13 protein-coding genes are annotated in these 13,508 nt (G+C 69.6%); 9 read left to right on the top strand and 4 right to left on the bottom strand.

Going from position 1 to position 13,508, the window contains the following annotated elements:
- Positions 1-119 precede the first annotated feature (119 nt).
- From ACO073_RS17370 to lon, 4 genes are all read left to right on the top strand, one after another.
- Positions 120-1,178: a HupE/UreJ family protein gene (locus tag ACO073_RS17370; RefSeq protein WP_422002164.1), complete on the top strand. Its 1,059-nt coding sequence runs from the start codon at positions 120-122 to the stop codon at positions 1,176-1,178.
- Between the two features lie 407 nt (positions 1,179-1,585).
- Entirely contained in the window at positions 1,586-2,881 is a 1,296-nt protein-coding gene (locus ACO073_RS17365) for a serine hydrolase domain-containing protein (protein WP_421998935.1), read from the top strand.
- 75 nt (positions 2,882-2,956) lie between these two features.
- Positions 2,957-3,382, top strand: a complete 426-nt coding sequence (locus ACO073_RS17360) for an Hsp20/alpha crystallin family protein (protein WP_421998934.1) — start codon at positions 2,957-2,959, stop codon at positions 3,380-3,382.
- A complete protein-coding gene (gene lon, locus ACO073_RS17355) occupies positions 3,379-5,778 on the top strand; it encodes an endopeptidase La (protein ID WP_421998933.1) in 2,400 nt (799 codons plus the stop codon). The genes ACO073_RS17360 and lon overlap by 4 nt, the downstream gene beginning before the upstream one ends.
- 90 nt (positions 5,779-5,868) lie before the next feature.
- Here the strand turns inward: lon and ACO073_RS17350 are convergent, their stop codons facing one another.
- Together ACO073_RS17350 and ACO073_RS17345 are read right to left on the bottom strand one after the other, a co-directional pair.
- A complete protein-coding gene (locus ACO073_RS17350; protein ID WP_421998932.1) occupies positions 5,869-6,576 on the bottom strand; it encodes an aspartate/glutamate racemase family protein in 708 nt (235 codons plus the stop codon).
- Between the two features lie 4 nt (positions 6,577-6,580).
- The gene (locus ACO073_RS17345; RefSeq protein WP_421998931.1) at positions 6,581-7,105 is read right to left on the bottom strand and encodes a DUF1993 domain-containing protein; all 525 of its coding nucleotides are present in this window, start codon (positions 7,103-7,105) and stop codon (positions 6,581-6,583) included.
- Between the two features lie 132 nt (positions 7,106-7,237).
- Between ACO073_RS17345 and ACO073_RS17340 the strand changes: the two genes are divergently transcribed.
- From ACO073_RS17340 to ACO073_RS17320, 5 genes are all read left to right on the top strand, one after another.
- Positions 7,238-7,954 (top strand): glutathione S-transferase N-terminal domain-containing protein, encoded by a 717-nt coding sequence (locus ACO073_RS17340; protein ID WP_421998930.1) that lies wholly within the window; start codon positions 7,238-7,240, stop codon positions 7,952-7,954.
- Between the two features lie 294 nt (positions 7,955-8,248).
- Positions 8,249-8,932 (top strand): DUF2076 domain-containing protein, encoded by a 684-nt coding sequence (locus ACO073_RS17335; protein ID WP_421998929.1) that lies wholly within the window; start codon positions 8,249-8,251, stop codon positions 8,930-8,932.
- Between the two features lie 35 nt (positions 8,933-8,967).
- A complete protein-coding gene (locus ACO073_RS17330) occupies positions 8,968-9,594 on the top strand; it encodes a glutathione binding-like protein (RefSeq protein WP_421998928.1) in 627 nt (208 codons plus the stop codon).
- Positions 9,591-10,004: a DUF3574 domain-containing protein gene (locus tag ACO073_RS17325; protein ID WP_421998927.1), complete on the top strand. Its 414-nt coding sequence runs from the start codon at positions 9,591-9,593 to the stop codon at positions 10,002-10,004. The genes ACO073_RS17330 and ACO073_RS17325 overlap by 4 nt, the downstream gene beginning before the upstream one ends.
- 421 nt (positions 10,005-10,425) lie before the next feature.
- On the top strand, positions 10,426-10,944 hold the full coding sequence (locus ACO073_RS17320) for a Dps family protein (RefSeq protein WP_421998926.1): 519 nt from the start codon (positions 10,426-10,428) through the stop codon (positions 10,942-10,944).
- A gap of 12 nt (positions 10,945-10,956) precedes the next feature.
- On the opposite strand, the gene ACO073_RS17315 is transcribed toward ACO073_RS17320, so the two are convergent.
- On the bottom strand, positions 10,957-12,249 hold the full coding sequence (locus ACO073_RS17315) for a hemolysin family protein (RefSeq protein WP_421998925.1): 1,293 nt from the start codon (positions 12,247-12,249) through the stop codon (positions 10,957-10,959).
- 48 nt (positions 12,250-12,297) lie between these two features.
- A complete protein-coding gene (gene argE, locus ACO073_RS17310; protein ID WP_421998924.1) occupies positions 12,298-13,464 on the bottom strand; it encodes an acetylornithine deacetylase in 1,167 nt (388 codons plus the stop codon).
- Between the last annotated feature and the right edge of the window lie 44 nt (positions 13,465-13,508).

Raw genomic sequence — 13,508 nt, 5'->3', positions numbered from 1 at the left:
CGAGAAAAAATGCTTACGCGCCGGCGTCGCGGGCACCCTGCTATCATGACCCCCATGCCCCGCCCGCGCCGGGCCGGGCGCGTGTCCTTGTTTGCGGCAGGAGATGTCGGGTGAGCCGGATGATCGCCTGGGGCCTGGGGTTCCTGTTGCTCGCCGGCCTCGTTCCGGTCGGAGCCGCCTGGTCCCACGTCTCCAGCACCGGTCTGGCCACGCTCGACGTCGAGGGCGGCCGGCTGGCCTACCGGCTGACCGTGGTGACGTCCGAGGTCGATCCGCTGGGCGGCGAGATCCTGTGGCGGGCCGCCGGCGGCGATCGGCAGGCCACCGGGACGGTGGCGGGCTTCCTGCGCGCCTATGCCCGCTTCTCGATCGGCGGCGAGGCCTGCGCGCCGGGGCCCATAGCGGTGCGCGGCGCGGGGACCGGCGACGGCAAGGTGGTGCTCGACATGGCCCTGTCGTGCCCGAAGGCCAGCGGTCCGCTGGTGATCGTCGACGACTGGCCGGAAGTGCTGGGTGCGCATTTCCAGACCGTCCTCAGCCTGCGCGTCGCGGGCCGGCCGTCGCACGAATTCGTCTTCGTCGAGGATCGCCGGCGGGCCACGGTGGATCTCGCGGGGGCCGACGCTGCGCCCTCCGGCTTCCCGGGCTTCGTCGCCCTGGGCGTCGAGCACATCGTGGGCGGCATCGACCATCTGCTGTTCCTGCTGGCGCTGCTCGCGGTGGTGCGCTCGGTCTGGCAGACGGTGAAGATCGTCACCGCCTTCACCCTGGCGCACAGCGTCACGCTCAGCCTGGCGGCGCTGGGGCTGGTCGAGGTGCCGTCGGCCATCGTCGAGCCGCTGATCGCCGCCTCGATCGTCTGGGTGGCGCTGGAGAACCTCTTCGCGCCGCAGACTGTCGGCCGCCGCTGGCTGGTCGCCGCGCTGTTCGGCCTGGTCCACGGGCTGGGCTTTGCCTCGGCGCTGACCGACCTCGACCTGTCGCGCGCGGCGATGGTGCAGGCGCTGCTGGGCTTCAACATCGGCGTCGAGCTGGGACAGCTCGCCTTCGTCGCCGTCGTCCTGCCGCCTCTCGCCTGGGCCTCGCGTCCCGGCCGGCTGGCCCGCCTGCCGCAGGCCCTGTCCGCCGTCGTCGCCGTGATGGGCGCCGTGTGGCTGGTCGAACGCGTCGTCGCGTGATGGTCTTGCCGGGGGGCGGGCGCTCCCATAGACGCGCCACTGGAGTGGCGCGCCCCCGGCAGCAAGAAGGTCATGGCTGGGGGCGCGGCACTCCAGCGCCGCTCATGCGCTCTTGCAACGCCGACAATGAGCGCCACTGGATGGAGTGGCGCGCTCCCAGCGAAGAGACAAATCTCCAGTGGGGGAGGGTCGGTGTGGCGGGTCGAACGGGTCGTCGCGTGAGGGGGCACGAAGACAAGAGCGAGCCGGAGGCTCGCGGTCCGGAAGAGTCATGAGTCTCCTGGACCGCGAGCCTCCGGGCTCGCTCATGCGTCGTGCGGCATGTGCGTGGCGCAACGGGGGTCTTCGCCGACAGGCTCGCCACTGCGCCGGGCATTTGCTTTGATGCAGGCGGTTCGGGAGGAAACATGATCTCGCTGGTTCGTCTGGCCGCCATGGCGGCTCTCGTCGCGTCGACCGCATCCGCGGCGATGGCCCAGGGCATTCCCCGGGCCCAGTCGCCGGAGGAGGTGGGCTTCGTCTCGACCCGCCTCAAGCGGCTGACCGACCGTCTCGAAGAAGGGGTCAAGAACAACGAGCTGCCGGGGGCGGTGGTGCTGATCGCCCGCAACGGCAAGCTGGCCCTGTTCGAATCGGTCGGCTGGCGCGACAAGGACGCCAAGGTGCCGATGACCAACGACACGATCTTCCGGATCGCCTCGATGACCAAGCCGATCGTGAGCGTCGCGGCCATGATCCTGGTCGAGGAGGGCAAGCTCACGCTGGCCGACCCGGTGTCGCGCTACATCCCGGCCTTTGCCGACACCAAGGTCGCGGTCGAGAAAAAGAAGGACGACGGCACCGTCGAGATCGTGCTGGAGCCGCAGGTCCGGCCGATGACGGTCCAGGACCTGATGCGCCACACGTCCGGCCTCACCTACGGCCGCGCCGGCACCAACCAGGTGAAGCAGTCCTATCTCGACATGAAGGTCGCCGACCGCGGCCGCACCAACGCCGAGATGGCCGACCGGCTGGCCAAGCTGGCGCTGCTCTACCAGCCGGGCACGACCTGGGAATATTCGATGTCGACCGACGTGCTGGGCCGCGTCGTCGAAGTCGCGTCGGGAATGCCGCTCGACAAGTTCGTCGAAGAGCGCATCACCAAGCCGCTGAAGATGGGCGACACCGGCTTCGAGGCCGCAACCGACAAGAAGGCGCGCGGCGCCCATCCGATGAAGGAAGGGCCGAAGAACGAGGTGCCGGCGATCCCCGACGTCACCGAGAAGTTCACCTGGCGGTCGGGCGGCGGCGGCATGGTCTCGACGGCCGCCGACTATGCCCGCTTCCTGCAGATGTTCGCCAACGGCGGCCAGCTCGACGGCGTGCGGCTGATCTCGCGCAAGACCATCGACCTGATGACGGCCGACGCGCTGCCGCCCGACGTGAAGATGGGCGCCGACATGGCACGCTTCGAGGCGCTGGAGCCCAGCGCCCGCATGGGGCAGGGCTTCGGCCTGGGCTTTGCCATTCGCACCGTGCAGGGCCGCAATCCGCTGCCCGGCTCGCCGCACGACTACTACTGGGGCGGCGCCTACGGCACGTATTTCTGGCACGATCCGGCCGAGCGGATGTACGTCGTGTTCATGATGCAGTCGCCGGCCGCCCGGCTGCGCTACCGCTACCTGATGCGCGATCTCGTCTACCAGGCGCTCATCGGGAACTGACGCCGTCACCGCGCGCGGCCGGAAACCGGCCGGGCAGGGGATGCGTTTCTTGAAACCCTTCCTATATGGGTGGAAATGGCCAACCAGGATCCCCGCAACTGGATGTGGTCGGAAGCGCTGCAGATGCTGGCGCGCGCCGAACGCCTCCACCGTGAAGTCTTCCAGCCGCCGCACGCCTCGCGTCGCGGCGCCAACTGGGAGCCGCCCACCGACGTGCTGGAGACGCCGGACGCCGTCCTGATCCTGGTCGCGCTGCCCGGCGTCGATCCGGAGAAGGTCGAGCTCGCGATCCGCGACGGCGCCCTCCTGATGGCGGGCGAGCGCGTGCTGCCGCAGGAGCTGCGCACCGCCGTGATCCATCGCCTCGAGCTGCCGCAGGGCCGCTTCGAGCGGCGCGTCCCGCTGCCGCCCGGCGTCTACGAGACGCCGCGCACCGGCGTCACCAACGGCTGCCTGGTGATCCGCCTCGCCAAGGCCAACCGTCAGAGGAACCAGACATGAGCCCGCCGGACGTCAACACCGGCACGCCCGCCCCCGGCACCCCCGCGCCCGGGAACGGTGGCCAGCCCTCCGTCACGCTGCCGCCCGACGCGATGATCGTCGTGCCGGTGCGCAACACCGTGCTGTACCCGGAGATCGTCTTCCCGATCACCGTCGGCCGGCCGTCGAGCATCGCCGCGGCCCAGCAGGCGGTGCGCGAGCAGCGCCAGATCCTGCTCGTCCTGCAGCGCGACCCGGAGAAGGACGAGGTCGGGCCCGAGGACCTCTACCGGGTCGGCACGGTCGCCAACATCGTGCGCTACATGACCAGCCCCGAGGGCGGCCACCACCTGATCTGCCAGGGCGTGCAGCGCTACCGCATCACCGACTTCGTCGAGGGCCATCCCTTCCTGCTGGCGCGCGGCCTGCACGTGGCCGAGCCGGAGCCGAGCGGGTCCGAGGTCGAGGCGCGCTTCCTGGTGCTGCGGCAGCAGGTCGGCGAGGTGCTGGAGCTGCTGCCGCGCGTGCCGCCGGAACTGCGCCAGACCGTCGAGGCGACGACCTCGCCGGGCCTGCTGGCCGACCTCGCGATGACCTATCTCGACGCCGCCCCGGCCGAGAAGCAGGGGGCGCTGGAGACGATCGAGCTGGTGCCGCGGCTGGACAAGGTGTCCGGCCTGCTGGCCCACCGGCTGGAGGTGCTGCGCCTGTCGGCCGAGATCGGCAGCAAGACCAAGGCGTCGCTCGAGGGCCGGCAGCGCGAGGCGCTGCTGCGCGAGCAGATGGCGGCGATCCAGAAGGAACTGGGCGACGAGGGCTCCAACAAGCAGGAGCTGGCCGATCTCGAGAAGGCGATCGGCGAGGCGAAGATGCCGCCCGAGGTCGAGCAGGTGGCCCGCAAGGAGCTGCGGCGGCTGCAGCGCACGCCGGAGGCGGCGGGCGAGTACAGCATGATCCGCACCTACCTCGACACGCTGATCGAGCTGCCCTGGGCGCCGCCGGAGCCCAAGGACATCGACATCGCCGAGGCGCGCCGCGTGCTCGATGCCGACCATTTCGGCCTGGAGAAGATCAAGAAGCGGATCGTCGAGTTCCTGGCCGTGCGCAAGCTGGCGCCGGAGGGCAAGGCGCCGATCCTCTGCCTGGTCGGCCCGCCGGGCGTCGGCAAGACCTCGCTCGGCCAGTCGATCGCCCGCGCCATGGGCCGCAAGTTCACCCGCGTCAGCCTGGGCGGCGTCCACGACGAGGCCGAGATCCGCGGCCATCGCCGGACCTATATCGGCGCCATGCCGGGCAACATCATCCAGGCGATCCGCAAGGTCGGCGCGCGCGACTGCGTCATGATGCTGGACGAGATCGACAAGATGGGCTCGGGCATCCACGGCGACCCGTCGGCGGCGCTGCTCGAGGTCCTCGATCCCGAGCAGAACGGGACCTTCCGCGACAACTATCTCGACGTGCCGTTCGACCTCAGCCGCGTCGTGTTCATCACCACGGCCAACATGCTGGAGACGATCCAGGGGCCGCTGCGCGACCGCATGGAGATCATCTCGCTCTCCGGCTACACGGCCGGCGAGAAGCTGGAGATCGCCCGGCGCTACCTGGTGCGCCGCCAGCTCGAGGCCAACGGGCTCACGGCCGAGCAGGTGACGATCGAGGATGCCGCGCTCCGCCGCATCATCGAGAGCTATACGCGCGAGGCCGGCGTCCGCAACCTCGAGCGCGAGATCGGCCGCGTGCTGCGCCACGTCGCCGTGGAGTTCGCCGAAGGCCGGAGCGGCCAGAGGACCGTGGGCGCCGACGAGATCGAGACGATCCTGGGGCCGGTGCGCTTCGAGAACGAAGTCGCCATGCGCTCCAGCGTGCCGGGCGTGGCGACCGGCCTCGCCTGGACGCCGGTCGGCGGCGACATCCTGTTCATCGAGGCCACGCGCACACCGGGCAACGGCAAGCTGGTGCTGACCGGGCAGCTGGGTGAGGTGATGCGCGAGAGCGTGCAGGCCGCGCTCAGCCTGGTGAAGAGCATGGCGGCGACGCTCGGCATCGAGGCCGCGCTGTTCGACAAGAGCGACATCCACGTCCACGTGCCGGCCGGCGCCACGCCCAAGGACGGGCCGAGCGCGGGCGTGGCCATGTTCATGGCGCTGACTTCGCTGTTCACCGGCCGCGTCATCCGCAGCGACACGGCCATGACCGGCGAGATCAGCCTGCGCGGCCTGGTCCTGCCGGTGGGCGGCATCAAGGAGAAGGTCGTGGCCGCCGACGCCGCCGGCATCAAGCGCGTCATGCTGCCGGCCCGCAACCGCCGCGACTTCGACGACATCCCCGAGGAAGTCCGCAAGCGCCTGGAGTTCGTCTGGCTGGAGAAGGTCGACGACGCCGTGTCGGCGGGATTGCACCAGCAAGCATCATCCTGAGCGAGCCGGAGGCTCGCGGTCCGGAAGAGACTGACTCATGATCTTCTGGACCGCGAGCCTCCGGCTCGCTCATCTTCTTGTCGAGAAGCGCTACGCGGCCAGCGCCTCGTCGCCGACGGCGCGACGGAGCGCGGCGCGGGCGAGGAGGCGGGTGGAATCGAGGGTCGGCAGGGGCGAGTTGCCATCGCCGATGATCAGCGGGATCTCGGTGCAACCCAGCACGACGGCGTCGCAGCCGCGCTCCTTCAGCCCGCCGATCACCTGCTGGAAGTAGGCGACGGACGGCGGCTCGAAGCGGCTCTGCACCAGCTCGTCCATGATGATGCGGTTGCATTCCTCGCGCTCGGCCGCCGTCGGCCGCTCGAAGGCGAGGCCGCGGGCGGCGAGCTTGTCGGGATAGACGTCGCTCTCGACCAGCCACTTCGTGCCGGTGAGGCCGATGCGGTGGAACCCGCGTTCGGCGGCGTGGCCGGCCGCGACCTCGGCGATGTGCAGCCAGGGCAGCGGCGACCGCGCCTGCACGTGCGGCAGCGCCTGGTGGATCGTGTTGTCCGGGCAGATCACGAAATCGGCGCCGATGCGGGCGAGCTTGCCCGCCGAGTCGAGCATGATCTCGCCCACCGCCGCCCAGTCGCCGCGGTAGATCGCCGCCATGTAGTCGGCGAGCGAGTGGGTGTGCATCGATACTTCGGGATGGGCATGCGGGCCCAGCAGCGCCGCGCCCTCGACGCAGATCGTGCGGTAGCAGAGGGCGGCGCCCTCGGCCGAGCAGGCGACGATGCCGATATGCCCGGCCATGTCGCTACTTCTTCAGCCGGAGCCGGCCCATGAAGTCGCGCTTGCCCAGCGGCACGCCCTTGTTGCGCAGGATGTCGTAGGCCGTGGTGGCGTGGAAGTAGAAGTTCGGCAGCGAGAAGGACAGGAGGAAGTTCTCGGCCGTGAACGGGATCTTCATGGTCGGGAGCTGGAAGGTCATGTCCTTGCCCTGCACCGCGTCGACCTCCTCGGGCTTCACCTTCTGCAGCGCCTCGCGCGCCTCGGTCACCGTCTTCTGCAGGCCGGCATAGTCGATGGTCGCGGGGATCGGCGCCGGCGGCCCGAACACGCCTTCCTTGACGCCATTGATCGCGCCCAGCGAGTGGTGGGCCGTCGCCCAGACCTGGAACTTGAACGGCAGCATGTCGGCATGAAGCCGCTCGCCGAGGACGGCATCGGGATCGGCCTTGGCCTCCTGGAAATGGGCGAGCCCCTTGGCGAGAAAGCCTTCCACGGCTCCCAGGGTCTGCAGGTAGTTCGCGACGCTGAGATCGAAAAGCGAGATGGCCATCGTGCGTGTCCTCCGGGTAGGTGGCCCTGCTTACCGGAAACGGTCATTTCCTCATAGGCCCATGAGGCTTCCGCGCGCCCGGGCGGCGCGGAATGGCCTAATCTCCCGCCCCCTTCGTTCGAGGAGACGCCCATGATCGACCTCCACTACTGGCCGACGCCCAACGGCTTCAAGATCACCATCATGCTCGAGGAGTGCGGGCTGCCCTACACGCTGGTCCCGGTGGACATCGGCACGGGCGCCCAGTTCAAGCCCGAGTTCCTGAAGATCAGCCCCAACAACCGCATGCCCGCCATCGTCGACCACGAGCCGCCGGGCGGCGGCGCGCCGGTCTCGGTGTTCGAATCGGGGGCCATCCTTCAGTACCTGGCCGAGAAGGCCGGCAAGTTCCTGCCCAAGGACCTGCGCGGGAAGTACGAGGTCCTGCAGTGGCTGAACTGGCAGATGGGCGGGCTGGGGCCGATGGCGGGGCAGGCCAATCACTTCAACATGTACGCGCCGCAGTTTAACCCGGTCGAGCAGCTCACCTACGGCCAGGCGCGCTACAGCAACGAGGTCAACCGCCTGTTCGGCGTGCTGAACAAGCGGCTCGCCGACCGCAAGTACGTCGCGGGCGACTATTCCATCGCCGACATGGCAATCTGGCCCTGGGTCGTCGGCTTCAAGAACTTCGGCCAGAAGCTGGAGGATTTCCCGAATCTCAAGACCTGGTTCGAGGAGACGGTGGGCCAGCGACCCGCGGTGGTGAAGGGCAAAGCGGTCGGCGCCGAGCTGCGCAAGACGCCGGGCATCAGCACCGACGAGCAGCGCAAGATCCTGTTCGGGCAGACGGCATCGGTGGTGCGGTAGAAGATCGACTCGCGTCGTGCATTTCCTTCCTCCCCACGCTCCGCGTGGGGAGGTGCCTGCGCAGCAGGCGGAGGGGTCGGAAGCGGAGGCGACGTCGCCCATGACCCCTCCGGCCCTGCGGGCCACCTCCCCAGCGTCGCTGGGGAGGAGAGGATCGACTGGCGTCGTGCGCAACGTCCGCCCCATCGATGACGACTGCATGAAGAATGCGGTGATCGCCCGGGCGGGCTTGACGCTCGCGGGCGGGACAACCACGTTCCCCCAGCCCTCCCGCGGAGGGCAGGAGGGACAGTCATGCAAGCGCAGGAACGCGAGCTCATCACCGGCCTGTTCGGCCGTCTCCAGCCATTCGACGCCCAGCCGCGCGATCCCGAGGCGGACGCGCTGATCCGCGACCTCGCCGCGCGCCAGCCGTCGACCGCCTACCTGCTGGTGCAGACCGTGCTGGTCCAGGAACAGGCGCTGAAGGCCGCGCAGGAGCGCATCGCCGAGCTCGAGGCGAAGGCGGCGGCCCCCGCGCCGGGCGGCGGCTTCCTCTCCAGCGCGCCGAAGATCGGCCCGTGGGGCTCGGCGCCCTCGGCTGCCGCGCCCGCGCCGGCAGCGGCGCCGCAACCCTTCCCGACGACGCGCTCGCCCTTGCAGGCGGCGGTATCCGGCGGGCCGGCCGGCGGCGGCTTCCTGCGCAGCGCCATGGCGACGGCCGCGGGCGTCGCGGGCGGCGCGCTGCTGTTCGAGGGCATCCGCGGCCTGATGGGCGGCGGCGCGGGCCCGTGGCAGCAGGCCTCGGCGCAGCCGGCGCCGCTGCTGCCCGATTCGCAGGGCGACGGCCAGGGCAGCGATGCCTCGGGAGGGGACTATCAACAGCAGGCCATGGCAGACGACAATCCGCTGCCGGCGGACTTCCGCGACGATGCGTCGGGTTACGACAGCGCCGACTACGACAGCGGCGACGGCGGCGGTTCCGACGACTGGGCATGACGCCGCCGCGACTTGTGAAAAGGGGAGAAGAACGAATGATCGAACTGCATACCTGGGGCACGCCCAACGGGCGCAAGGTGTCCATCATGCTGGAGGAATGCGGGCTGCCCTACAGCGTGCACAAGGTCGACATCTCGAAGGGTGAGCAGTTCAAGCCGGAATTCCTGAAGATCAGCCCGAACAACCGCATCCCGGCGATCCTCGATCCCGACGGGCCGGGCGGCAAGCCGATCAGCCTGTTCGAATCGGGCGCGATCCTGATCTACCTGGCCGAGAAGACCGGCCAGTTCCTGCCCAAGGACCCGGCGAAGAAGTACAAGACGCTGGAATGGCTGATGTGGCAGATGGGCGGCGTCGGCCCGATGTTCGGTCAGGCCCATCACTTCCTGCGCGCCGCGCCGACCAAGATCGAGTACGGCATCAAGCGCTACGTCGACGAGGCCAAGCGCCTCTACGGCGTGCTCGACAAGCAGCTCGCGGGCAATGCCTTCGCCGCCGGCGAGGAGTACACGATCGCCGACATGGCGATCTTCCCGTGGGCGGCGCGCCACGAGTGGCACACGGTGAACCTCGCCGACTTCCCCAACGTCAAGCGCTGGTACGACATCGTGAACGCGCGTCCGGCCGTGACCAAGGGCATGTCCGTCCCGTACCTCAATTGAGGGCACGCGGGATCGCGGCCGGCGCGGCGGCTCTGCTTCTGGCCGGCTGCGCCCAGCCGGCGCCGCCGGCCTGCACGCCGCCGCTTCGTCCGGCTATCGCCTACGATCTCTACTTCGGCCGCGACCGGGCCGACGGGCGCGAGGTGACGGAGAGCGAGTGGGCCGCCTTCCTGGCCGAGGTGGTGACGCCGCGCTTCCCCGACGGGCTGAGCGTGCTCGACGTCCAGGGCCAGCACCGGCCGCAGGCCGGCGGCCCGATCGTGCGCGAGCGCTCGAAGCTGCTGGTCCTCGTCGTGTTCGACGCGGCCGGCCAGCGCGCCCGGCTCGACGAGATCGCTGCCGCCTACCGCCAGCGCTTCGGCCAGGAAGCGGTGTTCCGCGTCGAGAAGGCGGTCTGCGCCGGGGCGTAGGGGCTGCGGACGACGCACCCGCTGTCACCCCGAGCGAAGCGAGGGGCCTTTGAAGCCTCGGGAAAGGTCCCTCGCTGCGCTCGGGATGACAGCGAGGGCTGCATCGAGCGACGACTGCTTCCGGCAAGACATTACTGTCACCCCGAGCGAAGCGAGGGGCCTTGAAGCCTCGGGAAAGGTCCCTCGCTGCGCTCGGGATGACACCGGGGCACTTCATCAGGCGATGAGACTGTCACCCCGAGCGCAGCGAGGGGCCTTTGGGTTGCAGGAAAGGTCCCTCGCTACGCTCGGGATGACAAAGGGGCCTGCATCCCGGCCGGACCATACTTTCGGTCAGCCGATCATACCTACAGGCAACTGTTCAGCGCCCCGCGGGGCGGGCTAGATTGGCCTCGCATTCAGCCACCAGGAGTTCACGACCATGGCCAAGGACGCCAAATCCCGCCGCACCGCCAACCTCGCCACGCCGACCGATCTCGGCGCGAACGCCGCCAGGGAGGTGGCGGGCGGGCTCAACATCCTGCTGGCCGACGTCGTCGCGCTGTACTTCAAGACCAAGAACTTCCACTGGCACGTCTCGGGACCGCATTTCCGCGACTACCACCTGATGCTCGACGAGCAGGCGACCGAGATCGACGCCATGACCGACGTGATCGCCGAGCGCGTGCGCAAGCTCGGCTGCTCGACCATCAAGTCGGTGGGCCAGATCAAGAAGCTGCAGCGCGTGCTCGACAACGACGCCGACTACGTGACGCCGCTCGACATGCTGGCCGAGCTGCGCGAGGACAACCAGCAGCTCGTGAAGCACATGCGCATCCTCCACGAGGTCTGCGACGAGGCGGGCGACATCGCCACCGCCAGCCTGATCGAGAACTGGGTCGACGAGAGCGAGAAGCGCGTGTGGTTCCTGTTCGAGACGGGCCGCCGCACCGAGGGCTGACGGCAAGCCGCTCTAGACGCTGCGGTGCAGTGGCGGTTGCGGCGTCGCCAGAATCTTGTCGATCCGTCGCCCGTCCACGTCGACGATCTCGAAGCGCCAGGCGCCGTACTGGAAGGCCTCGCCGATGCCGGGCAGGCGTTGCATGCGCTGGAGCACGAAACCCGCGACCGTGTGGTAGCCGTAGGCGGGCGGCAGCGCCATGGCCAGACGCTCGCCCAGCTCGTCGATCGGCAGGGCGCCGTCGATCAGCAGCGATCCGTCGTCGCGCTGGACGATGCGCGGGCCGTCATCCTCCTCGATGTCGGCGACGATGGTCTTCAGGATGTCGCCTTCGGTGACGACGCCCTCCAGGCTGCCATGCTCGTCCATCACCACCACCATGGACAGGGGCGACCGGCGGAGGCGCTCGACGACGTCGATCGCCGGCAGCCGGTCGCTGACGACCGGCACCTCCTCGACGAGCGACCACAGGCCGGCGATCTTGCCGTCGAGCAGGGCGTTCAGCGCCGGCCGCACCGGCAGCACGCCCTCGACATTGTCGATGGTGCCGTCGACGACCAGGAGCCGGCCGTGCCCGGCGGTGCGCAGGGCGTCGCGCACTTCCGTCTCGGGAGCGTGCCGGTCGATCGTCTCGACGTCCTGCCGCGGCGTCATGACGGCGCGGACGGAGCGGTCGCCGAGCCGCATGACGCGGGTGATCATGGAATGCTCCTCGGGCTCGACGACGCCGGTCCGCTGGGCCTCGGCGATCAGCGAGTGGATCTCCTCGTCGGTCACCGGAGCGTCCTGGTGCCGCGACTGGCCGAGCAGCCGCAGGCCCAGGCGCGACGACCCGTCGAGCAGGTCGACAACGGGGGCGGCGATGGTCGCCAGGATCTTCATCGGCCGGGCCACGATCACCGCCACGCGCTCCGCGTTACGCAGGCCGAACTGCTTGGGCACCAGCTCGCCCAGCACCACCGACAGGTAGGTGATCGTGACGATCACCGCGGCGAAGGCCGCCGGCTCGGCGACGCGCGTGGGCATGCCGTGGCTTTCCAGCCAGGTATCCAGGCGGCCGGCGATGGTGGCGCCGCTGAAGGCGCCGGCGACGATCCCGACCAGGGTGATGCCGATCTGGACCGCCGACAGCATGCGGCCGGGCTCGCGTGTCAGGTCGAGCGCGACCGCCGCGCCGCGCGATCCCGAGCGCTCCATCCTTTCGAGCAGGGGCCGCTTGGCGGAGACCAGGGCGAGCTCCGACATGGCCAGGAAGCCGTTGAGGACGATCAGGATCGCCACGATCGCGAGTTCGACGACGAGCATGGTCGCTCCGTCTGCAAGTGGGGCCGTGTGGCGGACCGGGCCCGCCCGCTACTGCCGCTCCGCCCAGCCGATCATCCTGCCCAGGAAGGCGTCGCAGGCGTCCATCTGGGACCTGGCGACGAACTCGTTGGGCTGGTGGGCCTGGGAGATGTCGCCCGGGCCGCAGATCACCGTCGGGATGCCGTGGCCGCGGAAGATCCCGGCCTCTGTGCCGTAGGGCACCGCATAGGTGCGGTTGCCGCCGGTCCATTGCAGCGCGAGCTTGGCCGCCTCCTCGTTCTCCTGCGGCAGCAGGCCGGGCACGAAGGAGCGGCGCTTCAGCGTGATGGAGGCGTCGGGATGCCGGGCCTTCATCTTCGGCAGCAGCAGCTCGGCGATATAGGCCTCGGCGCGGCGCTGGACCTCCCAGGGATCGTCGCCGGGCAGGGTGCGGTAGCCCCAGTTCAGCGTGCATTCGCGGGCCAGGATGTTGGCCGCCGTGCCGCCGGTCACGATGCCGACGTTGATGGTCGTGTGCCCGGGCACCGTGTCGATGTCGGTGCGCTTGCGCTGGGCCAGCTCGACCTGCAGCTCGTTCAGCCAGTGGATGAAGGTGCCGGCGAAATGCACGGCGCTGACGCCGAGATGGGTCATCGACGAATGGGCCTCGACGCCGGTGAAGGTGGCGATGATGCCGCCGCCGGCGTTCTGGGCGTTGACCACGCCCATCATGGTGGGCTCGCCCACGATCACCGCCTGCGGCCGCGGCACGGCGCCGACCAGCCGCTCGGCCAGCGAATGGGCGCCGAGGCAGCCGATCTCCTCGTCGTAGGAGAAGGCGAGGTGCATCGGCACCGTGAGCTTGGCGCGCTGGAAGGCCGGCACATGGGCGAGGCAGGCGGCGACGAACCCCTTCATGTCGCAGGTGCCGCGGCCGTAGAGGTTGCCGTCGGGCTTCTCGGTCAGGGTCCAGGGATCGGTCTCCCAGGGCTGGCCGTCGACCGGCACCACGTCGGTGTGGCCCGACAGCACGATGCCGCCCTCGCGCTCGGGGCCGATCGTGGCGAACAGGTTGGCCTTGGTGCCCTCGTCGTTCGGCACCAGGGTGCTGGCGACGCCGAGGTCGGCCAGGTAGTCGCGGATATAGTGGATCAACTCGAGGTTGGAATTGCGCGAGGTGGTGTCGAAGGCCACCAGGCGCTGCAGCATGTCGAGGGAGGAGGGGGAAGTACGCATCCCGGCACCGTCGCACGGTTGAGGGTTGGAGGCCAAGGGCCTGA

The sequence above is a fragment of the Reyranella sp. genome, from assembly GCF_965229815.1.
GTDB lineage: Bacteria > Pseudomonadota > Alphaproteobacteria > Reyranellales > Reyranellaceae > Reyranella.
This window is presented reverse-complemented; position numbering and strand designations above follow the sequence as displayed.

Excerpts from the sequence above, each read along its gene's own strand:
- ACO073_RS17370 (WP_422002164.1), top strand. The coding sequence starts at position 120 with ATGATCGCCTGGGGCCTGGGGTTCCTGTTGCTCGCCGGCCTCGTTCCG.
- ACO073_RS17365 (WP_421998935.1), top strand. The coding sequence starts at position 1,586 with ATGATCTCGCTGGTTCGTCTGGCCGCCATGGCGGCTCTCGTCGCGTCG.
- ACO073_RS17360 (WP_421998934.1), top strand. The coding sequence starts at position 2,957 with ATGGCCAACCAGGATCCCCGCAACTGGATGTGGTCGGAAGCGCTGCAG.
- lon (WP_421998933.1), top strand. The coding sequence starts at position 3,379 with ATGAGCCCGCCGGACGTCAACACCGGCACGCCCGCCCCCGGCACCCCC.
- ACO073_RS17350 (WP_421998932.1), bottom strand. The coding sequence starts at position 6,576 with ATGGCCGGGCATATCGGCATCGTCGCCTGCTCGGCCGAGGGCGCCGCC.
- ACO073_RS17345 (WP_421998931.1), bottom strand. The coding sequence starts at position 7,105 with ATGGCCATCTCGCTTTTCGATCTCAGCGTCGCGAACTACCTGCAGACC.
- ACO073_RS17340 (WP_421998930.1), top strand. The coding sequence starts at position 7,238 with ATGATCGACCTCCACTACTGGCCGACGCCCAACGGCTTCAAGATCACC.
- ACO073_RS17335 (WP_421998929.1), top strand. The coding sequence starts at position 8,249 with ATGCAAGCGCAGGAACGCGAGCTCATCACCGGCCTGTTCGGCCGTCTC.
- ACO073_RS17330 (WP_421998928.1), top strand. The coding sequence starts at position 8,968 with ATGATCGAACTGCATACCTGGGGCACGCCCAACGGGCGCAAGGTGTCC.
- ACO073_RS17320 (WP_421998926.1), top strand. The coding sequence starts at position 10,426 with ATGGCCAAGGACGCCAAATCCCGCCGCACCGCCAACCTCGCCACGCCG.
- ACO073_RS17315 (WP_421998925.1), bottom strand. The coding sequence starts at position 12,249 with ATGCTCGTCGTCGAACTCGCGATCGTGGCGATCCTGATCGTCCTCAAC.
- argE (WP_421998924.1), bottom strand. The coding sequence starts at position 13,464 with ATGCGTACTTCCCCCTCCTCCCTCGACATGCTGCAGCGCCTGGTGGCC.